The sequence below is a fragment of the Streptomyces sp. Wb2n-11 genome (genome assembly GCF_001049855.1).
GTDB lineage: Bacteria > Actinomycetota > Actinomycetes > Streptomycetales > Streptomycetaceae > Streptomyces > Streptomyces altiplanensis.
Genome location: NZ_CVPB01000001.1, coordinates 3,003,102 through 3,023,342, shown reverse-complemented (window position 1 = coordinate 3,023,342; position 20,241 = coordinate 3,003,102). Strand labels below are relative to the sequence as shown.

Genomic DNA, 20,241 nt, shown 5'->3' with positions numbered 1-20,241 from the left:
GCGTTTCAACACCGTTGTTGTCCGCTGCCCCCTACCCATCGTATGCACACAGCGCAACGATCGGACACGGAAAGCGACGCATCGAGCGAGGCAAGGAACAGGGATGAACGCACCACGGAGGAGCGAGGCGCGGGCGCGGCTCGCGGAGCTGATGGCGGATTACGGAACGGACGGCGTGCTCCGGCTCGACGCGGCAGGGGAGCCGGTGGAGGGGGCGGAGCTGCCGCCCGGGTCGATGGAGTACCCGCCGTGCCGCTGCCCCGATGCCGGGCGAACGGCTCCGGCGGCGCTTGAGCTCCGGGAGGCGAGGTGCGAGCGCCTTTTGCTGGGAAGGGTGGGTGGGGATTCCTCCCACCCACCCTCCCTGTGGTGCGCCAACCGGCCGGTGCACCAGCGCAGATGACTTTTTGTGATCAGGTCGCCACGCAGGGCTTTTGCCGTGTAGCGTGCGGCACAGCAAACGACCCCCATGCGGTGTTACCAGCACCGCACAGGGGTCTGACCGACAAGATCGTGGAGCCGATCTCATGGCTGTTCAGCAGCTTAGCCGCGCCGTCCTGCACGCGCCCGCCCATCCGATGGCCAAGCCCGGATTCGGGAAGCGGTCCGCACCCGACCAGGAACCCCGTCGCGGGCGCGACTTCGCACACTTGCCCAAGCGTGAAGCGGTGATCGCCGGGTACATCGACCGGCTGCCCGACGGCGCCGACATCTCGATCAAGACGCTGGCCAGGGAGCTGGACGACTTCGGCCAGTGCGCCGTCGGCACCGCGCTGCGCAGGCTCTCCGAGGCCGGGCACCTGCGGCGCGTACGCCGGGACGTGCAGGACGCGGAAGGCGCGCGGTGGGTCTACCGCACCTACTTCACCCGCACCGCACGCCCCGACGCCTGGTGGGCCGCGTTCCTCGGCGGTGACGTTCCGCAGTCCGGGATGGCCGACCCCGCGCCCGCGCGGGAACCCGACGCGCGTGGCCGCGACGCCCTCGCCCGGCTCGCGCACAGCCACCCCCGACTCGCCCTGTCCGGCGTGGAATGCGAGGCGCTGGCCGGTCTGGCCGGGGACTGGTTCCGGCGGGGCGCCACCGAGGCGCAACTCGTGCGGGCCGTCGCCTCGATGCTGCCCGACCCCGTCCGGCACCCGTTCGGCTTCGTACAGAACCGGCTGATCACGAAGCTGCCGCCGGTGCCCCCGGCCCCCGCCCAGGGCCGGTATGTCATGGAGTGCGCGGACTGCCACGCCCCCGGGATGCCGGAATCCCTGCCCGGCGGCGTGTGCCGCGTCTGCCGCAGCGAACCGTGCGTACGCCGGGACGACCGCCTCCCGGCCGACGTCGTACGCGGAAAGGCGGCCCGGCTCCGGGAAGCACTCCGTACGCACAAACTCCGCCCGGCGCCCTGAACCGTCGCGTCCGGACGCGGCTCAGGCGGTGTTGTCCGGGGCCGTTCCGGGTTTCGTGTGGAGGATGTCGCGGGCCTGCTCCGCGGCGTGGGCGGTGCTCTCGCTGACGAAGTCGAGGAAGCGGGCGACGTTCTCCAGGCGGGCGGCGGCCGGGGTGGCGGGGCCGAGGACGCCGACGCCCTGCCGTGCGGTCTCGGCGATCTGGGCGGTGGACCGGGCGCTGGCCATCATCGACCGGTACCAGATGTCGTCGTCGACGACGTAGCGCTCACGGCGGCCTTCGTCGCGTTCCCGGCTGACGAAGCCCTGGCTCTCGAGGAACGTGATCGCCTTGGAGACGGACGCCGGACTGACCTGGAGGCGCTGGACGAGCTCGGACGAGGTGAGGCTGCCGGCGTCGCTGAGGGTGAGGCAGGCCATCACCCGGGACATCATCGCGGGCATGCCCGAAGTCAGGAGGACGGTGGTGAACGTCTCCTCGTACTCGTGCACCGCCTCGGGGTCGCGCCCGTAGGGCTGCGGGGAAGCCTCCGGCCCCCGGGGCGCGGCCTGCCCGCGCCGGTGGGTGCGGCGTTCGGTGGCGCGGTGGGCGAGGTCGGCGCGGTAGGTGGTGGGGCCGCCGTTGCGCATCACCTCGCGCGTGATCGTCGAGGTGGGGCGGTCGAGGCGCCTGGCGATCTCCGCGTAGGCGAGGCCGTCGGCCAGTCCCAGCGCGATCTGCTGACGTTCCTGCTGGGTGAGTCTGCCTCCCGGCATCGGGGTCTCCTTCGTGGTCCGTGGAGTCGCCAGCATAGCGTTCGCCTTCAACTCATTGCAACGAACGAGGTGAGGGCTGTTGCGTTACGGTCAGAATCATTGCAACGATTTCCTTGCTTTTACCTGGGGTTATTGGGTTTGGATGCAACGTTGACGTTGCCTAAACTACGAATGCAACGTAGCGTTTTGGTCATCGGAAACAACGAGCCGAAGGAGCGCACCATGCAGAAGTTCGCCACCCCCGCCCCGGTCTCCGCCATCCTCGACATCCCCGCGGGACGCATCCGGTTCATCGCCGCCGACCGGGCCGACACCACGGTCGAGGTCCTGCCCGCTGACACCGCCAAGAGCCGCGACGTGAAGGCGGCGGAGCAGACCACGGTCGAATACGGCGACGGTGTCCTGCGGATCGGGACCGCACCCGCCAAGGACCGGATCCTCGGCCACTCCGGATCCGTCGAGGTGACCATCCAACTGCCCGCCGGCTCCCGCGTCGAGGCGAAGGCGGCCAGTGCCGAGTTCCGGGGCGTCGGACGGCTCGGCGACGTCGCCTTCGAGGGCGCGCAGGCCACGGTCAAGCTCGACGAGACCGCGAGCGCCCGCCTCGCCCTCCTCGACGGCGACGTCTCGGTCGGCCGCCTGGGCGGCCCCGCGGAGATCAGCACCCAGAAGGGCGACCTCCGCATCGCCGAGGCCGTGCGCGGGACGGTCACGCTGCGCACCGAGTCCGGCGAGATCTCGGTCGGCGCCGCCCGCGGAGTCTCCGCCTCCCTGGACGCCGGCACCGCCTACGGCCGGATCCACAACGCGCTCAAGAACACCGACGGCGCCGCCGCCGGCCTGAACATCCACGCGACCACCGCCTACGGCGACATCACCGCCCGCAGCCTCTGAGCGGGGCGCCCCGCGGTGATCCCGTCCGTCCAGCCGAATTCCGTGACAGTAAGGAGCACACCACCATGTCCGTCACTCCTGCCGACCAGGACCGCCCGGAGCTGCGGAAGGCCATCGAGGAGATGGCCGAGTCCGGTTTCACCGGGGTGACGACGCGCGTGCACGACGAGCGGGGCGCAGCAAGACCCTGACCGCCGCGCTGAACTATGTCGACGACGCCGCGCTGTCCATGGCGGTGGCGTTCCAGAAGGCGACGCAAGGGCTCGCCAAGGAGGTGTTCGGCGGCGGGCAGGACGGACCGGCCGACGCGGCCGAACCGGCCCAGTAGTACGGAGCCGGCGGCGTGGACCCGCACGGGCCGAGCCGGCTCGCTCGCCCCGGCCGGTGCCCACCGGTGTGGACGGCCGGGTCCACCCGGCCGCACGCTGCGGCAGGCCGGGACATCGAAGTGCGGCCGCGACCCGAAGCAACCGCCATGAGCCCGCGGCCCCCCTCGGCTCCCGGCGCCCCAGGGCGGCGTACTCCGAAACCGTGCCGGAGTACGCCGCCTCGCTCGTGCGCGGGGCGGGCCCGGGGGACGGACACGGCCGGCTGGACGGACGGGGTGCCGGCGTCGGCGCCGGTGCCGGGCTCAGGCTTCGGTGGCCGCCGCCAGCGTGGCGGGATCCACCCCGGTCAGCTCCACGATGCGGTGCGGCGGGACACCGGCCGCCAGGGCCTTGCCGAGCAATGCGTCCCGCCCGTCGGCGCAGTCGCGGAAAGCCAGGAGTTCCTCTTCGAGGCGGGCCGTCTCCTCCGGAGCACCGGCCCGCCGGACGCGTTCGAGCTCCTCCTCGCTGAGCGGGACCGGCAGCCGTTCGGCCCCCTCGGGGACGAAACCGTTCTCCTCGGGCGGCAGTACCCGCACGTGCTCCTGGTGCGCCGTGACGCCCTGGGCGTCGAACCACGCCTGCACGGCGGAGGTCTCCAGGCATTCGAGGTCGCCGACGACGGACAACGCCACCCCCAGGTGCGTGGCCGAGGCGTCCGCGAGAAACAGGTAGGCGTCGTCCGTCATCTTCGAGTCCTTCGTGGGGCTGGTGCTGGATCGGTCGGTTCCGTTCCTTTACCCCGGCACACGGAAGTCACCACCCGGCCGCTCGGCACAGAACCCGGCCGGGGGCTGTCAGCGCAACTGTTCGGGCGTGACCAGGGACCGGAGCGGGGGCAGGGAGCCGGGCGCCGACTGGCGGAGGGTCGTCGAGGGCTTGCCCGCTCCGCCGCTGAGCGCTCCGTCGACGTACGAGAACAGCGCCGCCCCTATCGGGTCCGGCTTCGGCTTGTTCTGCTCGTCGAACCGCTCGTACTTCATGAGGCTGTAGCCGACGGCGACCTGCCTGCGGCCGTTCTCGGTGGAGAGCGCCCAGGTCCCGGCCCCGAAGACACCGCCGTCGTGGCCCCAGTACCAGCCGCCGCCGGGCATGCGCAGGGTGTAGATGCCCAGGCCGTAGCGCATCGCGACGTCCTGGCCCGGATCGGGCTCGTAGGCCGGGACGGTGGTCTTCATGGCGCGCAGTTCGGCGGGGCCGAGCAGCTTGCCGCCCAGCAGTTGACGGTGGAAGTCGTTGAGGTCCCGCATCGTCGAGACCATCGCTCCGGCCGTGCCCGCCCAGGACATGTCGTAGACGCTGTAGTCGCGGGCCGGCTCGATGTAGCCGTACATCGATTCGTACATCCTGGCGTGCGGCCCGGATACGCGGGGCGAGCTCGGGAAGTAGGTGTGCCGCAGCCCGGCCTTACGGATGACGTTGCGGGTGATGTACGTTTCCGGGTCCTCGCCCGTCACCTTCTGCAACAGCAGCCCGGCGATCACGTAGTTGGTGTTCGCGTAGGAGTGCGTGCCGCGCTCGGCGACCGGCGGCGCCGCGAGCCCGAGGCGGACGAGCTGCTCCGGTCGCAGGCGGCGGAAGCGGTTCTCGTCGAGCTCCTTGCCCGGGTCCACGGTCAGGCCGGGGAAGGCGGGAAGGACGTAGTCGGGGATGCCGCTGGTGTGGTTGAGCAGCATGCGCACCGTCACCTCGCGCCCCCGCTCGCCGGGTATCAGCTCGGGCAGGTAGCGTCCGATCGGCGCGTCGAGTCCGATGCGGCCCTGGCGGACCTGCTGGAGGACGGCCACCGCGGTGAAGGTCTTGGTGATGCTGCCGATCCGGTGCTCGAAGTCGGGGCGCATCCGGCGCTCGGTGTCCACGTCGGCCAGCCCGGCGGCTCCCCGCCACTGCTCGGAGCCGTCGCGGACCGCGGAATAGGCCCCGTACATACCGGCTTCGTGGAAGGCCGCGAGCGAGCTCCGGAGGGCCGCCCGGTCAAGTCCGCGCCCGGGCCCGGCGAACGGTGCGGCGGACGAGCCGGACCCGGTGGCGGCGGGAGCGGTCGCCGCGGGCGCGGCCGCCTGCGCCGGCACGGCCCCGAGCGACAGGACGGCGGCCGTGGCCACCGCGGCCAGGCGGAGTCTCCGGCGCTCCGGGCGGGGGGCGTTGACGCGGGCGAGGGGCATGGTCATTCCTGTTTCGTCACGCGTGCACGGTGGGTGTTCGATTTCCCCATCCTTGTCGCGCCGCCGCGGCCCGCCCTCCGCCCGCAGCACGATCTTCTGCACGGAAACACATGACAAACGTCAGGCTTCGGACGGTGCAGGGGCTGTCACGGTGAGGTGCGCGTCGCCCTGAAGCTGCGCCGGTAGTCGCTGGGGGAGACCCCGACCTGGCGGGTGAAGTGGCGGCGCAGGTTGGCCGCCGTGCCGAGGCCGCTCTCCTCGCCGATGCGGTCGATCGGCAGGTCGGTCGATTCGAGGAGCGACTGGGCGTGGGCCAGGCGGCGGCCCAGCAGCCACTGGAGCGGGGTGGTGCCGGTGGATGCCTGGAGGCGGTGGTAGAAGGTGCGCGGGCTCATGCGGGCGCGGCGGGCCATGTCGTCGACGGTGAGCGGCTCGTGGAGGCGGGCCGCCGCCCACTGGAGGGCCGGGCCGAGATTGTCGTCGTCGGTCTCGGGGACGGGGTGGTCGATGAACTGGGCCTGCCCGCCCGTGCGGTGGGCGGGGACGACCAGGCGGCGGGCCAGTTGGCCCGCGACCCGGGCCCCGAAGTCGCGGCGGACCAGGTGCAGGCAGAGATCGAGGCCGGCGGCGGCTCCGGCGCTGGTGAGGACGTTGCCGTCGTCGGTGTAGAGGACGGAGTCGTCGACCAGGACCTTCGGGTAGCGCTCGGCGAGCGCCGCCGTGTGCTGCCAGTGGGCGGTGGCGCGGCGGCCGTCGAGCAGTCCGGCCGCGGCGAGCGCGAACGCGCCGGTGCACAGGGACACCACGCGGGCCCCGGCGCCGGCGGCCGCGCGCAGCGCGTCGACGAGTTCGGGCGGCACGTCCTGTCCGTCCTCGACGCACGGGTCGGGGACCGAGGGCACGATCACGGTGTCCGCCCCGGTGAGCGCGTCGAGTCCGTGCGGGGTCGAGAGGGAGAAGCCGGTACGGGGGGCGCTCCTGCGCGTACCGCACAGGCGCAGGTCGTACCAGGGGTCGGCGAGATCGGGCTGCGGGACACCGAAGACCGCGCAGGCGATCGACAGTTCGTGCAGCTCCCAGGGGGAGATGCCGGCGTCCTCGGCCACGGCTATGGCGACGGTGTGCATGCGGGCGAGCATATGGCAGGAATTTTGCGGAGGGAGGCACTCCTGCCACTGTCGGCGGACGCCGGGCGCTGCGAGGGTTGATCTCACCAAGAAGCCATACACACTGCGCATTTGGGAGATACGCCAATGAACCGGGAAAACGTTACGGTCCTCGGCCTGGGACAGATGGGGACGGCGCTCGCGGACGCTTTCCTCGCGGCCGGACACCCCACGACCGTCTGGAACCGCACCCCGGCCAAGGCGGACCCGCTCGTCGCCCGGGGCGCCGTGCGCGCGGCGACGCCCGGCGACGCGGTGACGGCCGCCGGGGTCGTGGTGGTCTGCGTGCTCCACTACGACGCCGTACGGGAACTGCTGGAGCCGGTGGCCGGGTCGCTCGCGGGCCGTACGGTCGTCAACCTCACCACCGGCTCGCCCGAGCAGGCCCGGCAGACGGCGGCCTGGGCGGCCGGGCACGGCTTCGACTACCTCGACGGCGCCGTCATGTCGACGCCGCCCGGGGTCGGCGACCCGGCGAGCATGTTCCTCTACAGCGGCTCACCCGCCGCCTTCGCCGCCCACCGGGACACCCTGGCCGCCCTGGGCGACCCCGTCGGCCTCGGTGACGACCCCGGCGTCGCCTCGCTCTACGACCTGGCGCTGCTCGACCTGATGTGGACGACGCTGAGCGGCTGGTTGCACGCCACGGCCCTGGCCGGAGCCGACGGCGTGGCCGCGACGGTGTTCACCCCGGTCGCGGTCCGCTGGCTGGGCGCGGTGACGGGCTTCATGGGGACGTACGCCGAGCAGGTGGACGCCGGTCACTACCCGGGCGACGACGCCACTCTCGCCATGCAGCGCGTGGCGATCGCGCACCTGGTCCACGCGGGGAGGGACCGGGCATAGACGGGCGGCTGCCCGAGCTGTCGCAGGCGTTGATCGAGCGGGCCGTCGAGGAGGGGAACGGCGGGGACAGCTACGCGCGTCTCGTCGAGTTGTTCCGCAAGGGCTGAGCGACGCCGGACGACGGGGGCCGGCGGTCGGACGCACGACGGAGGGCCGTCGTTCCCGGGTCCGGGAACGACGGCCCTCCGTCGTGGAGAAGATGCGGAGACCGCTCAGAGCACGCGGACCGCACCGGTCGGCATGTCGTACGCCAGGGGACGCTCGACCACACCGGTGCCGGAGTTCTGCGCGCCGACGAAGTTGCCACCGCCCACGTAGATCCCCACGTGGTACGCGCTGCCCGCGCCGCCCCAGTAGAGGATGTCGCCCGGCTGGAGGTTGTCCAGGCCGACCTGGGTGCCCGCGGTCGACTGGGCCTGCGAGACGCGCGGCAGGTCGACACCGATCGAGCGGAACGCGGCCTGGGTGAGGCCGGAGCAGTCCCAGGAGTTGGGGCCGGTGCCGCCGGAGACGTACGCGTCGCCGACCTGGGCGCGCGCGAAGGCGACCACGGCCGCCGCGCTGCCCGTGGCGGTGGAGGACGACGGGGCCGACGAGGACGACGAGGAGTCGGAGGAACCGACGGAGACGCCGGAGTCACCGGCGGAGGCGCTGAGCGTCGTGCGCTCCGCGGTGCGCGAGGCGCGCTCCTGCTCGGCCTTCTCGGCGGCCGCTTCCTTGGCGGCTGCTTCCTCCGCGGCCTTCTTCTTGGCGGCCTCTTCGGCCTTCCGCTCGGCCTCGGCCTTGCGGTCGGCGTCCGCCTTGGCCTTCTTGGCGGTCTTCGCGGCCTTCTCGGCGGCGGCGTCCTGCTGGGCCTGGAGGTCGTAGGCGTGCGCGACCTGCTGGGTGGCCTCGGCGGAGACGGCGACGGTGGTCGCCAGGTCCGCGGTGATCGTGGGCATCTCGAGGGTCGCGGTCACCGGCTCGGCATTCGCCGGCCCGGCAGCACCGGCCACCGCGATGGTGCTGAGGACGCCACCGGCAACTCCGGCACGGAGCGCGACCTTGGAGGCGCTGCGGCGGGGTTTCCGGTGGCTGGGTATGTGAGCGGTGAGGGACATGGGACAACCGCTATCAGGGGTTCGCGGTTCCCTTCAAGAAAGGTGGGGTGCGCCACAGTTGCGCCACGGCGGCCCGAATCGGACGCCGCTCGGGCTTTATTGACGCCGTAACGGGCAATACGGGCATGCGCGATCAAGCCTGTGATCATGGGTTTTCCGCAATACGTCCCAATTGCCGGGCGCTTACCATCCGTTCACACTGTTGGCCAAGCCCGCTTGTATGGAAGCCGGGGCGGTGTGATGCAGGTCACAGATTGGCCGCCCTCGGAGTGCCGTCGGCGCTCGTGAACGCGCGCACGCGTCCACATTCGTACGCGAAGCTCCCCCGTCGGGGTGAGCGCGCCCTCTACCACCCGGCGCCGCCCATTGCGAATTTGCCTGAGCGCATCTGCCTTGATAGCGCAACACGCCCCCGACCAGCGGCGACACCCTCACTTGTGACGGCTCGTGACCAGTCGTGTGCTTCGCGTATAAAGATCACCGCTCATCCAACTTCATGATCCTTCGTCGGGTGTTGGAGATCACAAAGACGTTGTCGTACCCCGTGTCGCAGATCACAGACCGGCAGGCATAGGATGCGAAGCAGCCGGGTTTGTGAACTGCCTCACATGTACGTGATCTTCGCGTGGCGAAGATCGCGGAGGCGGCGGAAAACGCAAGCTCCGGTGCGGTCCAACGGTCAAGGACGACTGGAAGGAGCGAGGAGCGTGAATGCCTACGCGCCCATCCTCGTGCTCGGCGCCCTCGGGGCAGGGTTTGCGATCTTTTCCGTGGTCATGGCCACGCTTATCGGTCCAAAGCGCTACAACCGGGCAAAGCTTGAAGCGTACGAGTGCGGCATCGAGCCGACACCCACGCCCGCCGGAGGCGGTCGCTTCCCGATCAAGTACTACCTGACGGCGATGCTCTTCATCATCTTCGACATCGAGATCGTCTTCCTCTATCCCTGGGCCGTCTCCTTCGACGCCCTGGGGCTTTTCGGGCTCGTCGAGATGCTGCTCTTCGTGCTCACCGTCTTCGTTGCCTACGCGTACGTATGGCGGCGCGGCGGCCTGGAATGGGACTGAGGGGCTGAGGGGTCACCAATGGGAATCGAAGAGAAGCTGCCCAGCGGCTTTCTGCTGACCACCGTCGAACAGGCCGCGGGCTGGGTGCGGAAATCCTCCGTCTTCCCCGCGACCTTCGGCCTCGCCTGCTGCGCCATCGAGATGATGACGACGGGCGCGGGCCGTTACGACCTGGCCCGCTTCGGCATGGAGGTGTTCCGCGGCTCGCCGCGCCAGGCCGACCTGATGATCGTGGCGGGCCGGGTCAGCCAGAAGATGGCGCCGGTGCTGCGGCAGGTCTACGACCAGATGCCGAACCCCAAGTGGGTCATTTCCATGGGTGTTTGCGCCTCTTCGGGCGGAATGTTCAACAACTACGCAATTGTGCAGGGTGTTGATCACATTGTTCCCGTCGACATCTACCTGCCCGGCTGCCCGCCCCGCCCCGAGATGCTGATCGACTCGATTCTGAAGCTGCACCAGAAGATTCAGAACTCCAAGCTCGGGGTGAACCAGGAAGAAGCGGCCCGCGAGGCGGAGGAAGCGGCCCTCAAGGCGCTCCCCACCATTGAGATGAAGGGGCTGCTGCGGTGAGCGAGCAGAACAACGGCGTCCCCGGGAACGGCGGCCTCCCCGCCCAGCGCGAGGACACCGCCGAGGTCATCGGCGTACGCAGGGGCATGTTCGGCGCCAAGAACGGCGGCGACACGAGCGGCTACGGCGGCCTCGTGCGCGTCGTCACGCTGCCCGGCGCCAGCCCGCGGCCGTACGGCGGGTGGTTCGACGAGGTCGCGGACGAGCTCGAAGGCGCCCTGGAGGAGCAGAGCCTCCTCCCGGACAACGCCATCGAGAAGACCGTCGTCGACCGCGGCGAGATCACCTTCCACATCGCCCGCGAACACCTGGTGCAGGTGGCGAAGACGCTGCGTGACGACCCGGCCCTGCGCTTCGAGCTCTGCACGGGCGTCAGCGGTGTCCACTACCTGGAGGACAAGGGCCGCGAGCTGCACGCCGTCTACCACCTGCGCTCGCTCACCCACGGCCGGCTGATCCGCCTCGAAGTGAGCGCGCCGGACAGCGATCCGCACGTTCCCTCGCTGGTCTCGGTCTATCCGACCAACGACTGGCACGAGCGCGAGACGTACGACTTCTTCGGCCTCGTCTTCGACGGGCACCCCGCCCTCACCCGGATCATGATGCCGGACGACTGGCAGGGCTTCCCGCAGCGCAAGGACTACTCGCTCGGCGGCATCCCCGTCGAGTACAAGGGCGCCCAGATCCCGGCTCCGGACCAGCGGAGGTCGTACTCGTGACTACCCCACCCGCGTCAGCGCGCGAGACCACCGAAGGTCCCGTCTACACCGTCACCGGCGGCGACTGGGACGAGGTCGTCCAGGCCGCGACCAAGGCCGACGACGAGCGCATCGTCGTCAACATGGGCCCGCAGCACCCGTCGACGCACGGCGTGCTCCGGCTCATCCTCGAAATCGACGGCGAGACGGTCACCGAGGCCCGCTGCGGCATCGGCTACCTGCACACCGGCATCGAGAAGAGCGCCGAGTACCGCAACTGGACGCAGGGCACGACCCTCGTCACGCGCATGGACTACCTGACGCCGTTCTTCAACGAGGCGGCGTACTGCCTGGGCGTCGAGAAGCTGCTCGGCATCGAGGAGCAGATCCCCGACCGGGCCAGTGTCATCCGCGTGATGCTGATGGAGCTCAACCGGCTCTCCTCGCACCTGGTGTGCATCGCCACCGGCGGCATGGAGCTGGGCGCGACCACGATCATGATCTACGGCTTCCGTGATCGTGAACTGATCCTCGATGCCTTCGAGCTGATCACCGGCCTGCGCATGAACCACGCGTTCATCCGCCCCGGCGGCCTGGCCCAGGACCTGCCCCCGGGCGCGATGGACCAGCTGCGCGAGCTCGTGAAGACCATGAAGAAGAACCTGCCGGAGTACGACAAGCTCGCCACCGGCAACCCGATCTTCAAGGCCCGCATGCAGGACGTCGGATACCTCGACCTCACCGGCTGCATGGCGCTCGGCGTGACCGGGCCGGTCCTGCGCTCGGCCGGCCTGCCGCACGACGTGCGCAAGACCGACCCCTACTGCGGTTACGAGACGTACGACTTCGAGGTGCCGACCGCCGACACCTGCGACTCCTACGGCCGCTTCCTGATCCGGCTCGAAGAGATGCGGCAGTCGCTGCGGATCGTCGAGCAGTGCCTGGACCGGCTCCGGGAACCGGGCGACGTGATGGTCGCCGACAAGAAGATCGCCTGGCCCGCGCAGCTCGCGCTCGGACCGGACGGCCTCGGCAACTCGCTCGACCACATCAAGAAGATCATGGGCACCTCCATGGAGGCCCTGATCCACCACTTCAAGCTGGTGACCGAGGGCTTCCGGGTCCCGGCCGGACAGACGTACGTCACCGTCGAGTCGCCCAGGGGCGAGCTGGGCGTGCACGTCGTGTCCGACGGCGGCACCCGCCCCTACCGGGTCCACTTCCGCGACCCGTCCTTCACCAACCTGCAGGCCATGGCGGCGATGTGCGAGGGCGGCCAGGTCGCCGACGTCATCGTCGCCGTCGCGTCCATCGACCCCGTGATGGGAGGCGTCGACCGGTGACAGCCACACCAGCAAATCAAGAGATGTCTTTGGGGATGCCGCAGCTCCCCGCTCCCGACTACCCGGCCGACGTGCGCGCCCGGCTCGACGCGGATGCCAGGGAGGTGATCGCCCGCTACCCCGACAGCCGGTCCGCCCTGCTGCCGCTGCTGCACCTCGTGCAGTCGGAGGAGGGACACGTCACCCGCACCGGCGTCCGCTTCTGCGCCGAGACGCTGGACCTGACCACCGCCGAGGTCACCGCCGTCTCCACCTTCTACTCGATGTACCGGCGCAAGCCGAGCGGCGACTACCAGGTGGGCGTCTGCACCAACACGCTGTGCGCGGTGATGGGCGGCGACGCCATCTTCGACGAACTCAAGCAGCACCTCGGCGTCGGCAACAACGAGACGACCGAGGACGGCAAGGTCACCCTCGAACACATCGAGTGCAACGCGGCCTGCGACTTCGCGCCCGTGGTGATGGTCAACTGGGAGTTCTTCGACGACCAGACGCCCGAATCCGCCAAGCGGCTCGTCGACGACCTGCGGGCCGGGCGGCCCGTCCGGCCCACCCGCGGCGCGCCCCTGTGCACGTACAAGGAGACCGCCCGCATCCTGGCCGGCTTCCCCGACCAGCGCCCCGGCGCCGTCGAGGCCACGGGCGGCGCCGGACCCGCCTCGCTCACCGGCCTCAGGCTCGCCAAGGGCGAGGCACCGCAGCACCGCGTGGTCCACCCGCGCGGGGAGGCCCGGCAGGACGGGTCACCGCACGATCCTTCGCCGTCCGAGCACCTCAGCTCGCACGACGCTCCGCAGCAGACCTCGGCGTCCGACCCCGCTCACCCGGCCGGACCGGAAGCCGAGGAGGGGGAGTGATGACCTTGTCCACCCAATACGGGGGCGCCTCCCGGCCGGAGACCGGGGGCGAGACCAGCCCGGAGAAGCTGCTCTCGCCCGTCCTGTCGGCGTTCTGGGACGAGCCCCAGTCCTGGACCCTGGACACCTACCGGCGGCACGAGGGGTACGAGGGCCTGCGCAAGGCCCTCGCCATGTCGCCGGACGACCTCATCGCGTACGTCAAGGACTCCGGTCTGCGCGGCCGCGGCGGCGCCGGCTTCCCCACCGGCATGAAGTGGCAGTTCATCCCGCAGGGCGACGGCAAGCCGCACTACCTCGTCGTCAACGCCGACGAGTCGGAGCCCGGGACCTGCAAGGACATCCCGCTCCTCTTCGCGAACCCGCACTCCCTCATCGAGGGCATCGTGATCGCCTGCTACGCGATCCGGTCGAACCACGCGTTCATCTACCTGCGCGGCGAGGTCGTCCCCGTACTGCGCAGGCTGCACGAGGCCGTACGCGAGGCGTACGCGGCGGGCTACCTCGGCGAGAACATCCTGGGCAGCGGTCTCGACCTCGAACTCACGGTGCACGCGGGCGCGGGCGCGTACATCTGCGGTGAGGAGACCGCGCTGCTCGACTCGCTCGAAGGCCGGCGCGGCCAGCCCCGGCTCCGTCCCCCCTTCCCCGCCGTCGCGGGTCTTTACGCGTGCCCCACCGTGGTGAACAACGTCGAGTCCATCGCGTCCGTTCCCGCGATCCTCAACAAGGGCAAGGACTGGTTCCGTTCGATGGGCAGCGAGAAGTCCCCGGGCTTCACGCTGTACTCGCTGAGCGGCCACGTCACCAGCCCCGGCCAGTACGAGGCCCCGCTCGGCATCACGCTGCGCCAGCTGCTCGACATGAGCGGCGGCATCCGCGCCGGCCACCGGCTGAAGTTCTGGACGCCCGGCGGCTCGTCGACGCCGATGTTCACCGACGAGCACCTCGACGTCCCGCTCGACTACGAGGGCGTGGGCGCGGCGGGCTCGATGCTCGGCACCAAGGCGCTCCAGTGCTTCGACGAGACGACGTGCGTGGTGCGGGCGGTGACCCGCTGGACCGAGTTCTACGCCCACGAGTCCTGCGGCAAGTGCACGCCCTGCCGCGAGGGGACGTACTGGCTCGTGCAGCTGCTGCGCGACATCGAGGCCGGCAAGGGCGGCATGAGCGACCTCGACAAGCTGAACGACATCGCCGACAACATCAACGGCAAGTCCTTCTGCGCCCTCGGCGACGGTGCCGCGTCCCCGATCTTCTCCTCGCTCAAGTACTTCCGCGAGGAGTACGAACAGCACATCACCGGCAAGGGCTGCCCCTTCGACCCGGCCAAGTCGACCGTATGGGCCGACAAGCCCGCTCACCCCACGGAGGTGAACGCATGACCGTCACGACAAGTGCTCCCTCCGGAGGCGGCGAGGCGGCGGGGCCGCCCCAAGCCCCCGAAGACACGGTCTCGCTGACCATCGACGGCATCCCGGTCTCCGTCCCCAAGGGGACGCTGGTCATCCGTGCCGCCGAGCTGCTCGGCATCGAGATCCCGCGCTTCTGCGACCACCCGGCGCTCGACCCGGCCGGCGCCTGCCGCCAGTGCATCGTCGAGGTCGAGGGCCAGCGCAAGCCCATGGCGTCGTGCACGATCACCTGCACCGACGGCATGGTCGTCAAGTCCCAGCTCACCTCGCCGGTCGCCGACAAGGCGCAGCGCGGTGTGATGGAACTGCTGCTGATCAACCACCCGCTGGACTGCCCGGTCTGCGACAAGGGCGGCGAGTGCCCGCTCCAGAACCAGGCCATGTCCCACGGCGACCCGGACTCCCGCTTCGACAAGAAGAAGCGGACGTACGAGAAGCCCGTCCCCATCTCCACCCAGGTGCTGCTCGACCGCGAGCGGTGCGTGCTGTGCGCGCGCTGCACCCGCTTCTCCCACCAGATCGCGGGCGACCCGATGATCGAGCTGATCGAGCGCGGCGCGCTCCAGCAGGTCGGCACCGGCGAGGGCGACCCCTTCCAGTCGTACTTCTCCGGGAACACCATCCAGATCTGCCCGGTGGGCGCGCTGACCTCGGCGGCGTACCGCTTCCGCTCGCGCCCCTTCGACCTCGTGTCGTCGCCGTCCGTCTGCGAGCACTGCGCGGGCGGCTGCGCGACCCGCACCGACCACCGGCGCGGCAAGGTCATGCGGCGCCTGGCGGCCGACGACCCCGAGGTCAACGAGGAGTGGATCTGCGACAAGGGGCGCTTCGGCTTCCGTTACGCCCAGCGCCCCGACCGGCTCACCACTCCGCTCGTACGGAGCGAAGCGGGCGTACTGGAGCCGGCGAGCTGGCCCGAGGCGCTCGAAGCGGCGGCCCGGGGGCTCTCGGCGGCGCGCGGACGGGCCGGTGTCCTGACCGGCGGCCGGCTCACCGTCGAAGACGCGTACGCGTACGCCAAGTTCGCCCGCGTCGCCCTCGACACCAACGACATCGACTTCCGCGCGCGCGTGCACAGCAGCGAGGAGGCCGACTTCCTGGCGTCCCGGGTGGCCGGGCGCGGACGCGATCTCGACGGCACGGGGACGACGTACACGGCGCTGGAGAAGGCGCCCGCCGTCCTGCTCGTCGGCATCGAGTCCGAGGAGGAGGCGCCCGGCGTCTTCCTGCGGCTGCGCAAGGCCCACCGCAAGCACGGCCAGCGCACCTTCGCCGTCGCCACGCACGCCACCCGCGGCCTGACGAAGGCGGGCGGCACGCTGCTCCCCGCCGCTCCCGGCACCGAACCCGAGTGGCTCGACGCGATCACGGACCGCACCGAACTCGGCACCGACGGGAACGCCGCCGCCGAAGCGCTGCGCGGCGAAGGCGCCGTGATCGTCGTCGGCGAGCGGCTGGCCGCCGTGCCCGGCGCGTACACCGCCGCCGTACGGGCCGCCACCGCGACCGGCGCGTCCCTGGTGTGGATCCCGCGCCGGGCGGGCGAGCGCGGCGCCGTCGAGGCGGGCGCGCTGCCCTCACTGCTGCCCGGCGGCCGCCCGGCCACCGACCCGCGCGCGCGGGACGAGGTGGCGTCCCTCTGGGGCGTGGCCGAACTGCCGGGCCGTTACGGGCGCGACACCGGCCAGATCCTCGAGGCCGCGGCCACCGGTGAACTGGCCGCCCTGCTCGTCGGCGGCGTCGAGGTCGCGGACCTCCCCGACCCGCCGCGCGCGCGTGAAGCTCTCGACCGGGCCGGTTTCGTCGTCTCCCTGGAGCTGCGGCCCAGCGAGGTGACGGACCGGGCGGACGTCGTCCTTCCGGTGGCCGCCGTCGCCGAGAAGCCCGGCACCTTCCTCAACTGGGAGGGCAGGGCCCGGATGTTCGAGGCCGCGCTCAAGCCCGACCAGATGACGCGCACGCTCGCCCCCGCCGACGCGCGCGTGCTGCACATGCTGGCCGACGCCCTGGACGTGCACTTCGCGCTGCCGGACGTACGTGCCGTACGCCGCGAACTGGACCGCCTCGGCGCCTGGGGCGGAGCCCACGCCGCCGACCCGGCCGAGTCCGCCGCCCCGCTGCCGCACCCCGGCGCCGGCGAGGCCGTGCTCGCGGGCCACCGGTTGCTGCTCGACCAGGGCCGTCTCCAGGACGGCGACGAAGCCCTCGCGGGCACCCGCCACGCGGCCGTCGCCCGGCTCTCCGCGGCGACCGCGGCCGGCACGGGCGTCAAGGACGGCGACCTGCTCGCCGTCACGGGCCCCGCCGGAACGGTCCGCCTGCCGCTCCAGGTCACGCCGATGCCGGACCGCGTGGTGTGGCTGCCGCTGAACTCGGTGGGCGGAGGAGTCGCCTCCGACACCGGCGCGGTGCCCGGACAGGTCGTCCGCATCGGCCCGGCGGCCACCGTCACCACCGCCACCGACGCACCGGAGGTGATCGCGTGAATCCGATGTTCCTCGCGGCCGAGGACCTGTCCATGTTCGGCCGCGACCCGTGGTGGCTCGTCGCCGTCAAGGCGGTCTTCTGCTTCGCCTTCCTGATGATCACCGTGCTCTTCTCCATCGTCTGGGAGCGCAAGGTCGTCGCCTGGATGCAGCTGCGCATCGGCCCCAACCGGCACGGCCCCTGGGGTCTCCTCCAGTCCCTCGCGGACGGCGTCAAGCTGATGCTCAAGGAGGACGTGGTCGTCAAGCGCGCGGACAAGGTGGTCTACGTCCTCGCTCCGATCGTCGCGGCGATCCCGGCCTTCATGGCCATCGCGGTCATCCCGTTCGGCCCGGCCGGCAACGAGGTCTCGATCTTCGGACAGCGCACCACGATGCAGCTGACCGACCTGCCGATCGCGATGCTCTACATCCTCGCGGTCGCCTCCGTCGGCATCTACGGCATCGTGCTCGCGGGCTGGTCGTCCGGATCGACGTACCCGCTCCTCGGCGGCCTGCGCTCCTGCGCGCAGATGATCTCGTACGAGATCGCGATGGGCGCGGCCTTCGCCTCGGTGTTCCTCTACTCGGGGTCGATGTCGACCTCGGCGATCGTGGAGGCGCAGGAGGACCGCTGGTTCATCATCCTGCTGCCGGTGTCCTTCATCATCTACGTCGTCACGATGGTGGGCGAGACGAACCGCGCCCCCTTCGACATGCCGGAGTCCGAGGGCGACCTGGTCGGCGGCTTCAACACCGAGTACTCGTCGATCAAGTTCGCGCTGTTCATGCTGGCCGAGTACGTCAACATGGTCACCGTCTCGGCGGTCTCGGTCACCCTGTTCCTGGGCGGCTGGCGGGCCCCGTACCCGATCAGCACCTTCTGGGAGGGTGCGAACCACGGCTGGTGGCCGCTGCTCTGGTTCGTCGTCAAGGTCCAGCTGCTGCTGTTCTTCTTCATCTGGCTGCGCGGCACGCTCCCACGCGTGCGCTACGACCAGCTGATGAAGCTGGGCTGGAAGGTCCTGATCCCGGTCTCGGTGGTCTGGCTGATGCTGGTCGCCACGGTGCGCGCGATGCGCAACGAGAACATGGAATTCCAGAACATCGTGCTCTACGTCTCCGGAGCGATCGTCGCGATCCTGCTCCTCTCCTTCGTCGCCGACATCTTCCGCGACAAGAAGGAGAAGGAGGAGGCGGCGCGGGACGCGGCACAGCCGGCCGCCTTCGACCCGATGGCGGGCGGCTTCCCGGTACCTCCGCTGCCGGGGCAGGAGCTGCCGCCGGTGCCCCGCAGGCGGCCGCGCCACGAGCGCGAGCTGATTGTCAGTGGTGGGCCGGACACTACAAGTGACGGAAAGGAGGCCGACGGTGTCTGATTTCCAGAATCCTGTGGCCGGCTTCGGCGTGACCTTCAAGGCCATGTTCAAGAAGCGGCTGACCGAGCAGTACCCGGAGCAGCAGAAGACGACAGCGCCGCGCTTCCACGGGCGGCACCAGCTCAACCGCCATCCGGACGGCCTGGAGAAGTGCGTCGGGTGCGAGCTGTGCGCCTGGGCCTGCCCGGCCGACGCGATCTATGTCGAGGGCGCGGACAACACGGACGAGGAGCGCTACTCCCCGGGTGAGCGGTACGGCCGCGTCTACCAGATCAACTACGCCCGCTGCATCCTGTGCGGCCTGTGCATCGAGGCGTGCCCCACCCGCGCGCTGACGATGACCAACGAGTTCGAACTGGCCGACAGCAGTCGCGAGTCGCTGATCTACACCAAGGAGCAGTTGCTCGCCGGTCTGGACGAAGGCATGGTCGAGGCACCGCACTCGGTCTTCCCCGGCATGGACGAGCAGGACTACTACCGGGGCCTGGTCACCGAGGCCGCGCCGGGCACGGAGCGGCAGGTGGCGCTGAGCAGGGGCGAGCGGCCGCAGGAGGCCGCGTCGACCTTCGGCGAGGACGAGCCGATGTCGAAGAAGGTGATCGGGGGATGAACACGCTTGCCGCCTCGGCCACTTCGACCGGTGAGGCCGTGCAGTTCTGGGTGCTGGGCACGATCGCCGTCGTCGGGGCCCTGTGCACCATCCTCATGAAGAAGGCGGTGCACAGCGCGCTGTGCCTGGCCGGGACCATGATTATCCTGGCCGTCTTCTACCTCGCCAACGGTGCGTACTTCCTCGGCGTCGTCCAGATCGTCGTCTACACCGGCGCGATCATGATGCTGTTCCTCTTCGTGGTCATGCTGGTCGGCGTCACGGCCGCGGACTCCCTGAAGGAGACGATCAAGGGCCAGCGCTGGCTGGCCGCGGGGTGCGGCCTCGGCTTCGGCGTCCTGCTGATCGCCGGCATCGGGCAGGCCTCGCTGTCCACCTTCAACGGGCTCGGCAGGGCCAACGCCGCCTCCGGCGGCAACGTCGAGGGCCTCGCGGAGCTCATCTTCACCAAGTACGTCTTCGCCTTCGAGCTCACCGGCGCCCTGCTCATCACGGCGACCGTCGGCGCGATGGTGCTCACGCACCGCGAGCGCACCGAGCGCGCGAAGACGCAGCGGGAGATGTCCGAGGAGCGCGTACGCGGCAAGCACCTGCCGCCGCTGCCCGCCCCCGGTGTGTACGCCCGGCACAACGCGGTCGACATCGCCGGCCTGCTGCCGGACGGCACGCCGTCCGAGCTCACGGTCAACAAGACGCTGCGCGGGCGCGGTCAGATCCGCGACGTGTCGAGCGAGGCGATGGCCGACCTGAAGGCGCTGGAGCAGCGCGCCGCGGAGCGGCTCGGCCGCGAGTCCGGCCATGAGTCCGGGCGCGGCCAGGACGAATCGGAGGTCGCGAAGTGAACCCGGTCAACTACCTGTATCTCGCGGCGCTGCTGTTCACCATCGGCGCGGCGGGTGTGCTGATCCGGCGGAACGCGATCGTCGTCTTCATGTGCATCGAGCTGATGCTCAATGCCTGCAACCTCGCGTTCGTCGCCTTCTCCCGGATGCACGGCAATCTCGACGGCCAGATCGTCGCGTTCTTCACGATGGTCGTCGCCGCCGCCGAGGTCGTGGTGGGTCTCGCGATCATCGTGTCGCTGTTCCGGTCCCGCCACTCGGCCTCGGTCGACGACGCCGGCCTGATGAAGCTGTAAG

The 20,241-nt window shown here is 70.5% G+C and carries 19 protein-coding genes and 1 pseudogene; 15 read left to right on the top strand and 5 right to left on the bottom strand.

The window, feature by feature from the left end:
* The first annotated feature begins 527 nt into the window (after positions 1-527).
* Positions 528-1,400 carry a hypothetical protein gene (locus BN1555_RS13575; protein WP_255306022.1) on the top strand — a complete coding sequence of 291 codons (873 nt, stop codon included), beginning with the start codon at positions 528-530 and terminating at the stop codon, positions 1,398-1,400.
* Positions 1,401-1,421: 21 nt separating this feature from the next.
* Here the strand turns inward: BN1555_RS13575 and BN1555_RS13570 are convergent, their stop codons facing one another.
* On the bottom strand, positions 1,422-2,156 hold the full coding sequence (locus tag BN1555_RS13570; RefSeq protein ID WP_093799625.1) for a GbsR/MarR family transcriptional regulator: 735 nt from the start codon (positions 2,154-2,156) through the stop codon (positions 1,422-1,424).
* 222 nt (positions 2,157-2,378) lie between these two features.
* On the opposite strand from BN1555_RS13570, the gene BN1555_RS13565 reads away from it, so the two are divergent.
* Together BN1555_RS13565 and BN1555_RS40310 are read left to right on the top strand one after the other, a co-directional pair.
* The gene (locus BN1555_RS13565) at positions 2,379-3,050 is read left to right on the top strand and encodes a DUF4097 family beta strand repeat-containing protein (protein ID WP_093803377.1); all 672 of its coding nucleotides are present in this window, start codon (positions 2,379-2,381) and stop codon (positions 3,048-3,050) included.
* 65 nt (positions 3,051-3,115) lie between these two features.
* Positions 3,116-3,241: a hypothetical protein gene (locus BN1555_RS40310; protein ID WP_255306021.1), complete on the top strand. Its 126-nt coding sequence runs from the start codon at positions 3,116-3,118 to the stop codon at positions 3,239-3,241.
* A gap of 440 nt (positions 3,242-3,681) precedes the next feature.
* On the opposite strand, the gene BN1555_RS13560 is transcribed toward BN1555_RS40310, so the two are convergent.
* The 3 genes from BN1555_RS13560 to BN1555_RS13550 all read right to left on the bottom strand — a co-directional run bounded on the left by BN1555_RS13560 (position 3,682) and on the right by BN1555_RS13550 (position 6,710).
* Positions 3,682-4,107, bottom strand: coding sequence for a DUF6003 family protein (locus tag BN1555_RS13560; RefSeq protein ID WP_093799624.1), 426 nt, complete (start codon positions 4,105-4,107; stop codon positions 3,682-3,684).
* 108 nt (positions 4,108-4,215) lie between these two features.
* Positions 4,216-5,583 (bottom strand): serine hydrolase domain-containing protein, encoded by a 1,368-nt coding sequence (locus BN1555_RS13555; RefSeq protein ID WP_093803375.1) that lies wholly within the window; start codon positions 5,581-5,583, stop codon positions 4,216-4,218.
* Between the two features lie 146 nt (positions 5,584-5,729).
* Complete coding sequence (locus tag BN1555_RS13550; RefSeq protein ID WP_093803373.1) at positions 5,730-6,710, bottom strand: helix-turn-helix domain-containing protein; 981 nt, start codon at positions 6,708-6,710, stop codon at positions 5,730-5,732.
* Between the two features lie 126 nt (positions 6,711-6,836).
* On the opposite strand from BN1555_RS13550, the pseudogene BN1555_RS13545 reads away from it, so the two are divergent.
* Positions 6,837-7,702: pseudogene (locus tag BN1555_RS13545) on the top strand (NAD(P)-dependent oxidoreductase).
* Positions 7,703-7,807: 105 nt separating this feature from the next.
* On the opposite strand, the gene BN1555_RS13540 reads toward BN1555_RS13545, so the two are convergent.
* Positions 7,808-8,695, bottom strand: coding sequence for a C40 family peptidase (locus BN1555_RS13540; RefSeq protein ID WP_093799623.1), 888 nt, complete (start codon positions 8,693-8,695; stop codon positions 7,808-7,810).
* A 707-nt stretch (positions 8,696-9,402) separates the two neighbouring features.
* Between BN1555_RS13540 and BN1555_RS13535 the strand changes: the two genes are divergently transcribed.
* From BN1555_RS13535 to nuoK, 11 genes are read left to right on the top strand one after another with little or no spacing between them, the layout of a single operon-like run.
* Entirely contained in the window at positions 9,403-9,762 is a 360-nt protein-coding gene (locus tag BN1555_RS13535) for an NADH-quinone oxidoreductase subunit A (protein ID WP_073792966.1), read from the top strand.
* 18 nt (positions 9,763-9,780) lie between these two features.
* A complete protein-coding gene (locus tag BN1555_RS13530) occupies positions 9,781-10,335 on the top strand; it encodes a NuoB/complex I 20 kDa subunit family protein (RefSeq protein ID WP_093799622.1) in 555 nt (184 codons plus the stop codon).
* Positions 10,332-11,054: an NADH-quinone oxidoreductase subunit C gene (locus BN1555_RS13525; protein ID WP_093799621.1), complete on the top strand. Its 723-nt coding sequence runs from the start codon at positions 10,332-10,334 to the stop codon at positions 11,052-11,054. Before BN1555_RS13530 ends, BN1555_RS13525 begins: the two co-directional genes overlap by 4 nt.
* Positions 11,051-12,376, top strand: coding sequence for an NADH-quinone oxidoreductase subunit D (locus BN1555_RS13520; protein WP_093799620.1), 1,326 nt, complete (start codon positions 11,051-11,053; stop codon positions 12,374-12,376). The genes BN1555_RS13525 and BN1555_RS13520 overlap by 4 nt, the downstream gene beginning before the upstream one ends.
* A 35-nt stretch (positions 12,377-12,411) precedes the next feature.
* Positions 12,412-13,233 (top strand): NADH-quinone oxidoreductase subunit NuoE, encoded by an 822-nt coding sequence (nuoE, locus tag BN1555_RS13515; protein WP_093799619.1) that lies wholly within the window; start codon positions 12,412-12,414, stop codon positions 13,231-13,233.
* A complete protein-coding gene (nuoF, locus tag BN1555_RS13510; RefSeq protein ID WP_093799618.1) occupies positions 13,233-14,618 on the top strand; it encodes an NADH-quinone oxidoreductase subunit NuoF in 1,386 nt (461 codons plus the stop codon). The genes nuoE and nuoF overlap by 1 nt, the downstream gene beginning before the upstream one ends.
* The gene (locus BN1555_RS13505; protein ID WP_093799617.1) at positions 14,615-17,134 is read left to right on the top strand and encodes an NADH-quinone oxidoreductase subunit G; all 2,520 of its coding nucleotides are present in this window, start codon (positions 14,615-14,617) and stop codon (positions 17,132-17,134) included. Before nuoF ends, BN1555_RS13505 begins: the two co-directional genes overlap by 4 nt.
* Before the next feature lie 5 nt (positions 17,135-17,139).
* Entirely contained in the window at positions 17,140-18,492 is a 1,353-nt protein-coding gene (nuoH, locus tag BN1555_RS13500; RefSeq protein WP_093803371.1) for an NADH-quinone oxidoreductase subunit NuoH, read from the top strand.
* Entirely contained in the window at positions 18,464-19,102 is a 639-nt protein-coding gene (gene nuoI / locus BN1555_RS13495) for an NADH-quinone oxidoreductase subunit NuoI (protein WP_093799616.1), read from the top strand. Before nuoH ends, nuoI begins: the two co-directional genes overlap by 29 nt.
* Positions 19,099-19,944 (top strand): NADH-quinone oxidoreductase subunit J, encoded by an 846-nt coding sequence (locus BN1555_RS13490; RefSeq protein WP_093799615.1) that lies wholly within the window; start codon positions 19,099-19,101, stop codon positions 19,942-19,944. The genes nuoI and BN1555_RS13490 overlap by 4 nt, the downstream gene beginning before the upstream one ends.
* On the top strand, positions 19,941-20,240 hold the full coding sequence (nuoK, locus tag BN1555_RS13485; protein WP_093799614.1) for an NADH-quinone oxidoreductase subunit NuoK: 300 nt from the start codon (positions 19,941-19,943) through the stop codon (positions 20,238-20,240). Before BN1555_RS13490 ends, nuoK begins: the two co-directional genes overlap by 4 nt.
* Position 20,241 lies beyond the last annotated feature (1 nt).

Coding starts and splice junctions, on each gene's coding strand:
- BN1555_RS13575 (WP_255306022.1), top strand. CDS start 528: ATGGCTGTTCAGCAGCTTAGCCGCGCCGTCCTGCACGCGCCCGCCCAT.
- BN1555_RS13570 (WP_093799625.1), bottom strand. CDS start 2,156: ATGCCGGGAGGCAGACTCACCCAGCAGGAACGTCAGCAGATCGCGCTG.
- BN1555_RS13565 (WP_093803377.1), top strand. CDS start 2,379: ATGCAGAAGTTCGCCACCCCCGCCCCGGTCTCCGCCATCCTCGACATC.
- BN1555_RS40310 (WP_255306021.1), top strand. CDS start 3,116: ATGTCCGTCACTCCTGCCGACCAGGACCGCCCGGAGCTGCGGAAGGCC.
- BN1555_RS13560 (WP_093799624.1), bottom strand. CDS start 4,107: ATGACGGACGACGCCTACCTGTTTCTCGCGGACGCCTCGGCCACGCAC.
- BN1555_RS13555 (WP_093803375.1), bottom strand. CDS start 5,583: ATGCCCCTCGCCCGCGTCAACGCCCCCCGCCCGGAGCGCCGGAGACTC.
- BN1555_RS13550 (WP_093803373.1), bottom strand. CDS start 6,710: ATGCACACCGTCGCCATAGCCGTGGCCGAGGACGCCGGCATCTCCCCC.
- BN1555_RS13540 (WP_093799623.1), bottom strand. CDS start 8,695: ATGTCCCTCACCGCTCACATACCCAGCCACCGGAAACCCCGCCGCAGC.
- BN1555_RS13530 (WP_093799622.1), top strand. CDS start 9,781: ATGGGAATCGAAGAGAAGCTGCCCAGCGGCTTTCTGCTGACCACCGTC.
- nuoE (WP_093799619.1), top strand. CDS start 12,412: ATGCCGCAGCTCCCCGCTCCCGACTACCCGGCCGACGTGCGCGCCCGG.
- nuoF (WP_093799618.1), top strand. CDS start 13,233: ATGACCTTGTCCACCCAATACGGGGGCGCCTCCCGGCCGGAGACCGGG.
- BN1555_RS13505 (WP_093799617.1), top strand. CDS start 14,615: ATGACCGTCACGACAAGTGCTCCCTCCGGAGGCGGCGAGGCGGCGGGG.
- nuoH (WP_093803371.1), top strand. CDS start 17,140: ATGTTCCTCGCGGCCGAGGACCTGTCCATGTTCGGCCGCGACCCGTGG.
- BN1555_RS13490 (WP_093799615.1), top strand. CDS start 19,099: ATGAACACGCTTGCCGCCTCGGCCACTTCGACCGGTGAGGCCGTGCAG.